The sequence below is a fragment of the Gottfriedia sp. NPDC057948 genome (genome assembly GCF_042887255.1).
Lineage (GTDB): Bacteria > Bacillota > Bacilli > Bacillales > Bacillaceae_G > Gottfriedia.
The window spans coordinates 60,759-67,501 of the sequence record NZ_JBHVPN010000020.1 but is presented as its reverse complement, the minus strand read 5'-3'; the positions used below and the strand labels follow the sequence as shown (position 1 = coordinate 67,501).

Annotated in this window: 5 protein-coding genes and 1 rRNA gene; all 6 read left to right on the top strand. The window is 34.7% G+C overall.

The annotated features are described in order from the left end of the window. Positions 1-101 precede the first annotated feature (101 nt). A 5S ribosomal RNA gene (gene rrf, locus ACFVRR_RS21300) occupies positions 102-217 on the top strand. Positions 218-617: 400 nt separating this feature from the next. Continuing rightward, positions 618-1,079 carry a CtsR family transcriptional regulator gene (locus ACFVRR_RS21295; RefSeq protein WP_069033588.1) on the top strand — a complete coding sequence of 154 codons (462 nt, stop codon included), beginning with the start codon at positions 618-620 and terminating at the stop codon, positions 1,077-1,079. 19 nt (positions 1,080-1,098) lie between these two features. Next, entirely contained in the window at positions 1,099-1,647 is a 549-nt protein-coding gene (gene mcsA / locus ACFVRR_RS21290; protein WP_387332440.1) for a protein-arginine kinase activator protein McsA, read from the top strand. Positions 1,648-1,652: 5 nt separating this feature from the next. Beyond that, a complete protein-coding gene (gene mcsB, locus ACFVRR_RS21285; protein WP_335448730.1) occupies positions 1,653-2,720 on the top strand; it encodes a protein-arginine kinase McsB in 1,068 nt (355 codons plus the stop codon). A gap of 20 nt (positions 2,721-2,740) precedes the next feature. Further along, positions 2,741-5,182 (top strand): ATP-dependent protease ATP-binding subunit ClpC, encoded by a 2,442-nt coding sequence (clpC, locus tag ACFVRR_RS21280; RefSeq protein ID WP_387332437.1) that lies wholly within the window; start codon positions 2,741-2,743, stop codon positions 5,180-5,182. Positions 5,183-5,361: 179 nt separating this feature from the next. Beyond that, positions 5,362-6,741: a DNA repair protein RadA gene (gene radA, locus ACFVRR_RS21275; RefSeq protein ID WP_098566359.1), complete on the top strand. Its 1,380-nt coding sequence runs from the start codon at positions 5,362-5,364 to the stop codon at positions 6,739-6,741. The last annotated feature ends 2 nt before the right edge of the window (positions 6,742-6,743 follow it).

The following is a 6,743-nucleotide window of genomic DNA, read 5'->3' as shown; positions in this document are numbered from 1 at the left end:
TGACACGTGGAGCTGACTGATACTAATCGGTCGAGGACTTAACTAACAAGTTTGATAATGACATTATCTAGTTTTGAGGGTACGAAGTACAACTCTATAAATCAGGTGATTATTGCGAAGAGGTCACACCCGTTCCCATACCGAACACGGCAGTTAAGCTCTTTTGCGTCGATGGTAGTTGGGGGTTTCCCCCTGTGAGAGTAGAACGTCGCCTGGTAACGAAAAACATCAGCTATTAGTCTGATGTTTTTTTTGTTGTCTAAAAATGCTCAAATGATCAAACGAAATAGAATTTTTTTAATAAAAGTAAAAAGGAAAAAAAGCTTCTTAAAAGAATTGTATAACATATATATATATATACTGATAAAGAAAAATCGCCAATTGGCGAGCCTTTAGGTAAAGACAGAGAGGATATAGCACTTATATTTAATACCCAAAATTGAAAAATACGTCAATTTTTCTTCTAGGCTACCAATTTATACAATTCTTAATATGTAAAAAGAGATTAAGAGCTGTATCGTTTGGAAAAAATGGTAAAGAGATAATAGTTGAAATTTTTCATGAAAGGAATATAATAATAGTCAAAGATAGTCAAAGTCAGTAAAGGTGGTAAATAGATGAAGAATATATCAGATATTATTGAACAATATCTAATGCACTACTTTGACATATCTGATAAAGATTATGTCGAGATAAAAAGAAGTGAAATAGCGAATAAATTTGATTGTGTACCTTCTCAAATAAATTATGTAATTAATACTAGATTCACATTAGAAAGAGGATATGTAGTAGAAAGTAAACGCGGTGGTGGCGGGTATATTCGAATTATTAAAGTGCAATTTCATGATAAAGCGAGCGTGATTGATCAAATATTAAGTAGCTTTACTAATAATATTGCACAGTCTAGCTCAGAGGACTATATTCGTCTACTACTTGAAAAAAATGTAATTACTGGGCGAGAAGCAAAAATGATGTTAAGTGTATTAGATCGTTCAGTAATAATGGTTAATTTACCTTATCGAGACGAGTTAAGAGCAAGAATGTTCAAGGCAATGCTAAGAAGCTTAAAGTATAAATAGAATATGGAGGTTGCCCATAATGATTTGTCAAGAATGTCAAGAACGTCCGGCAACATTACACTATTCTAAAATTATTAATGGTGAGAAAACAGATATTCACTTATGTGAGAAATGCGCAAATGAATCGAACAATAAACATATTTTTTCTGAAATAGGTGGTTATTCTGTAAATGATTTGTTAGCTGGATTGTTTAAAGGTAATACTGGTATTTATGAAATGAAGAAAAATAAATTTCATCAAGATTCACAAATAGAATGTCCTAGATGTAAGATGACTTTTCAAAAGTTTACTAAAATTGGACGTTTAGGTTGTTCTACTTGTTATGAAACATTTATGGATCAGATGAAACCAATTGTTAAAAGAATTCATAGCGGTAATGTATCGCATACAGGGAAAATACCTCAAAAGATTAATGGGGCGATCTCTTTGAAAAGGAAGTTACAAGACTTAAAATCTCAAATGAAAAATTTTATTGATAAAGAAGATTTTGAGCAAGCAATTAAGATTCGGGATGAAATTCGTGAAATTGAGAAAGATTTACTAGCCCTTCAAAAGGAGGTGGAGTAAGTTACATGTCTATTAATCGAATTATTAATGAGGCCATCAGTCCATGGATGAAACAAGAAGGTCCAGATGATGATATCGTTTTAAGTAGTCGTATTAGGTTAGCTAGAAATTTCAGTTCATATTTATATCCAACTTTACTTAGTCAAGACAAGGCTAAAGAAATTTGTCATTTAGTTAAACATTATTTTGAAGGTAGTACAGCTTTACCAAACGGACCTTTTGAATATATTGAAATTAATAAGTTAGAACCAGTAGAAAAAAGAGTATTAATTGAAAAACACTTAATAAGTCCTAATTTAGTTCAAGAGTCGGTACATGGAGCATGTATATTATCTCAGGATGAACAAATTAGCATTATGATCAATGAAGAAGACCATTTAAGAATTCAAGCTCTATTTCCAGGTTTACAACTTAGAGAGGCACTTACTCAAGCGAATCATATTGATAATTATATAGAGAGTCAGCTTGAATATGCTTTTGATGAAACAATTGGTTATTTAACCAGCTGTCCTACTAATGTTGGTACCGGATTAAGGGCCTCAGTGATGATGCATCTTCCAGCACTAGTCATCACGAAACAATTTAACCGTTTAATCCCTACTATTAATCAACTTGGTTTAGTAGTAAGAGGGATTTATGGTGAAGGTAGCGAAGCATTAGGTAATATCTTTCAGATTTCGAATCAAATAACATTAGGGAAATCGGAAGAAGAAATAATAGAAGATTTAACGACAATTGTTCAACAACTGATCAAACACGAGAAATCAGCAAGAGATGCACTTGCCAGAACTTCTTTAATTCTTTTAGAAGATCGAGTCTTTCGTTCTTTAGGTACTTTGAAATACGGAAGAATAATCGAAACAAAGGAAAGTGCTAAGTGTTTATCGGATGTACAATTAGGGATTGATTTAGGTTTAATTGATGGGGTATCAAAAAACTTTTTACATGAATTAATGATATTAACTCAACCAGGTATTTTACAACAGTATGTAGGTGATCAGCTTACTCCCGAAGAAAGGGATATTAAAAGAGCATCACTAATACGCGAAAGACTATCTAACAAAAATAATTAATTATATGGGAGGAACCAATTATGATGTTTGGTCGATTTACAGAACGTGCTCAAAAAGTATTAGCTCTTTCTCAAGAAGAGGCAATCCGAATTGGACACTCAAATATAGGTACAGAACATATTTTACTAGGACTTGTTCGAGAGGGAGAAGGGATTGCTGCTAAAGCATTACTTGCTCTTGGATTAAGTCCAGAAAAAGTACAACAAGAAGTAGAAACATTAATAGGACGTGGCCAGGGAGTTGCTCAAACAGTACACTACACTCCTAGAGCTAAAAAAGTGATTGAATTATCAATGGATGAGGCTCGTAAATTAGGGCATTCATATGTAGGAACAGAACACATCCTTTTAGGATTAATTCGAGAAGGAGAAGGCGTAGCAGCAAGAGTATTAAATAATCTTGGTGTTAGCTTAAATAAAGCTCGTCAACAAGTTCTTCAATTATTAGGTAGCAATGAAAGCTCGTCTAATCATCAAAATGGATCTGCTAATCAAGCAAACACACCGACATTAGACAGCTTAGCTCGTGATTTAACTGTATCAGCTAGAGAGGGTCGTTTAGATCCTGTAATCGGACGTGGTAAAGAAATTCAGCGAGTAATTGAAGTGTTAAGTCGACGCACTAAGAACAATCCAGTATTAATTGGTGAGCCTGGTGTAGGTAAAACAGCTATTGCAGAAGGATTAGCTCAACAAATTGTTAATAATGAAGTACCAGAGATTTTAAGAGATAAACGAGTAATGACACTTGATATGGGTACTGTCGTAGCAGGAACTAAGTACCGTGGTGAATTTGAAGATCGTCTGAAAAAAGTAATGGACGAAATTCGTCAAGCTGGTAATATTATTCTTTTCATTGATGAACTTCATACATTAATTGGTGCAGGTGGAGCTGAAGGTGCAATTGATGCATCTAACATCTTAAAGCCATCATTAGCACGTGGTGAACTACAATGCATCGGTGCTACAACAATTGATGAATACCGTAAATATATCGAAAAAGATGCTGCGTTAGAGCGTCGTTTCCAACCAATTCAAGTTGATCAGCCGAGTGTAGAGGAGTCAATTCAAATTCTTCAAGGCTTACGTGACCGTTATGAGGCACATCATAGAGTATCAATTTCTGATCAGTCAATTATTGAAGCAGTAAAACTATCTGATCGATACATTACAGACCGTTTCTTACCGGATAAAGCAATTGATGTTATTGATGAGGCAGGTTCTAAAGTACGACTACGTAGCTTTACTACACCGCCAAATTTAAAAGAATTAGAATTAAAATTAGAGGAAGTTCGTAAAGAGAAAGATGCAGCTGTTCAAAGTCAAGAATTTGAAAAAGCAGCATCATTAAGAGACTCAGAGCAAAGATTACGTGAACAATTAGAAGATACGAAACGTCAATGGAAAGAGAAACAAGGTAAAGAAAACTCAGAAGTAACTGTAGAGGATATAGCAAATGTTGTATCATCTTGGACGAATATCCCAGTTACAAAACTTGCTCAAACAGAGGCAGATAAACTGTTAAATATGGAAAGTGTTCTTCATAAACGAGTAATTGGTCAAGAAGAAGCTGTAGTAGCAGTTTCTAAGGCTGTAAGACGTGCAAGAGCTGGATTAAAAGATCCAAAACGTCCAATTGGTTCATTTATTTTCTTAGGTCCTACAGGGGTAGGTAAAACAGAGTTGGCTCGAGCGTTAGCTGAAACAATTTTCGGCGATGAAGATGCGATGATTCGTATTGATATGTCGGAGTATATGGAAAAACACGCAACATCTCGTTTAGTAGGAGCACCTCCAGGATATGTAGGATATGATGAAGGTGGTCAATTGACTGAGAAAGTTAGACGTAAACCTTACTCAGTAATTCTATTAGATGAAATTGAAAAAGCTCATCCAGACGTATTTAATATTCTACTTCAAGTATTAGAAGACGGTCGATTAACTGATTCAAAAGGCCGCACAGTTGACTTTAGAAATACACTTGTTATCATGACATCAAACGTTGGGGCAAGTGCTTTAAAAACAAATAAATATGTTGGATTCAATATTAACGATGGAGAAAAAGATTACAAAGATATGAAAGGAAAAGTATTAGAGGAACTGAAAAAAGCATTCCGTCCTGAATTCCTAAACCGTATCGATGAAACAATCGTCTTCCATTCATTAGAGAAGAAACATATTAAAGAAATTGTTCACTTAATGGTTAATAGCTTAACGAAGCGTTTAAAAGAACAAGAAATTGAACTAGAATTATCAGATGCAGCAATTGATAAAATTTCAGATGAAGGATTCGATGCTGAATACGGAGCTCGTCCATTAAGAAGAGCAATTCAAAAACAAGTAGAGGATCGTTTATCCGAAGAATTATTAAAAGGTAATGTTGAAAAAGGCCGAAAAGTTATTCTTGATGTAAAGGATAATGAATATTTGATTAGTTCAGCGGCTGAAACTGTAAATCAATAAGCAATTACAAAGTTCATACCTTTTATGAAGGATAATTGAACAAATTAATAGTAAAGTTATCTATTTTGTGAAAAAGGGCGTGAAGCCCTTTTTCTTATATCAAAAAAGCGTTAGGATAGACTTAGAATACATACTCTATTAATATAGAAAATCATAGTAACAAAAGAGGTACTATACATATGGCTAAAAAAAATAAAACTAAATTCGTTTGTCAGTCTTGTGGATATGAATCAGTTAAGTGGATTGGAAAGTGTCCTGCATGTAACGAGTGGAACACAATGGTTGAGTTTATAGAACAGCCTGCTAGTTCAAGAAGGCTAACATTTAATACAAACGCAACAGTAGAAGGAACGAAACCAATTTCAATCATGGAAGTGGAAATTGGCACTGAAACTCGTATCGAAACCTCATTCGATGAATTTAACCGGGTTTTAGGTGGCGGGATCGTTTTAGGTTCATTAGTATTAATTGGTGGTGACCCGGGAATTGGTAAGTCGACGATGCTCTTACAGGTTTCCTCACAATTGGCTAAAAAGGATCATAAAGTTTTATATGTTTCAGGTGAAGAATCTCAGAAGCAAATAAAATTAAGAGCAGAACGACTAGGTGTCGCTACACAAAACTTATATGTTTTATCCGAGACAGATTTGTCTCATATTGCTCGATATATGGATGAGATGGCTCCTGATCTTGTTGTAATTGATTCGATTCAAACAATCTATTTACAAGAAGTAACATCTGCTCCTGGTAGTGTATCACAAGTACGAGAGTGTACTTCAGAATTAATGAAATTCGCGAAAACAAAAGGGATCCCGATCTTTATAGTAGGACATGTAACAAAAGAAGGATCAATTGCAGGCCCACGTTTACTGGAACATATGGTAGATGCAGTATTATATTTTGAGGGTGAAAGGCATCATACATATCGAATATTAAGGGCAGTTAAAAATCGTTTTGGATCTACTAATGAAACTGGTATTTTTGAGATGAAAGAGTTAGGATTAGTGGAAGTGCTAAATCCATCGGAAATATTCTTAGAAGAGAGACCTTTTGGAGTAGCAGGTTCAACTGTTGTTGCTTCTATGGAAGGTACTAGACCTGTACTAGTTGAACTACAAGCACTTGTCTCTCCAACAAGCTTTGGAAATGCAAGACGAATGGCAACTGGTATAGATCATAATAGAGTATCGTTAATTATGGCTGTATTAGAAAAGAGAATGGGCCTTTTATTACAAAATCAAGATGCTTATTTAAAGGTTGCCGGAGGACTGAAGTTAGATGAGCCAGCTGTAGACTTAGCTGTTGCAGTGAGTATAGCATCAAGCTTTCAAGATAAACCTACTAATCCAACAGATGTAGTAATTGGTGAGATCGGTTTAACAGGAGAAGTTCGTAGGGTATCTAGAATCGAGCAAAGAGTACAAGAAGCGGCTAAACTTGGATTTAAAAGAGCAATAATTCCATCAAAAAATATTGGAGGATGGAGTTTTCCTGAAGGAATGGAAATAATAGGTATTAATACAGTACATGAAGCATTAAAATACGTGTTAGGAGGGTAGAG